The organism is Brevundimonas sp. P7753 (assembly GCF_013386595.1).
Taxonomy (GTDB): domain Bacteria; phylum Pseudomonadota; class Alphaproteobacteria; order Caulobacterales; family Caulobacteraceae; genus Brevundimonas; species Brevundimonas bullata.
Genome location: NZ_JACARP010000201.1, coordinates 1 through 476 on the forward strand (window position 1 = coordinate 1; position 476 = coordinate 476).

General features: G+C 69.7%; 1 pseudogene. It reads right to left on the minus strand.

The features are described 5' to 3' along the window. Positions 1 to 476 (minus strand): annotated as a pseudogene (locus HX774_RS19075) (peptidase S41); the annotation flags it as partial.

The window sequence follows — 476 nt, forward strand, 5'->3', positions numbered from 1 at the left end:
CCAGGCGTCGCCCCACAGGACCTGGGCCATCAACTGGCTCCAGTGCGAGGAGCCGCCGCCGTTCCCGCGCAGGTCCAGCACGACATAGGGGGCCAGACGCAGGGCGTCCTGTTTGGCCTTCATGTCGGCGATCAGGGCCGTCAAGGCGGCGTGGGTTTCGCCGGAGGGATCGCCGTTGAACGAGGGCGTCGAGATCCAGAAGCCGCCGTCGTCGAAATGCTTCAACCCGAAGTCGGGCCAGACGCGCTGGGCCAGTCTGGTGCGGCGGGCGGCGAGGTCCTCGGGCGTGGCGCGCCAGTTCAGGGTGTAGGTTTTCGTCGCGCCGCCGGTCTCGAAGCGGCACTGGCGCATCTCGCCGATCCATGGGTTCTGGGCGCTGAGGAACTGCCAGTCGCCGTAGAGGGTGCGCTGGGCCTCAAGGAACCAGCGGCCCCGGAACTGGCCGATGCGCTGCTCGGCCAGGGCCTCGGCGGCGA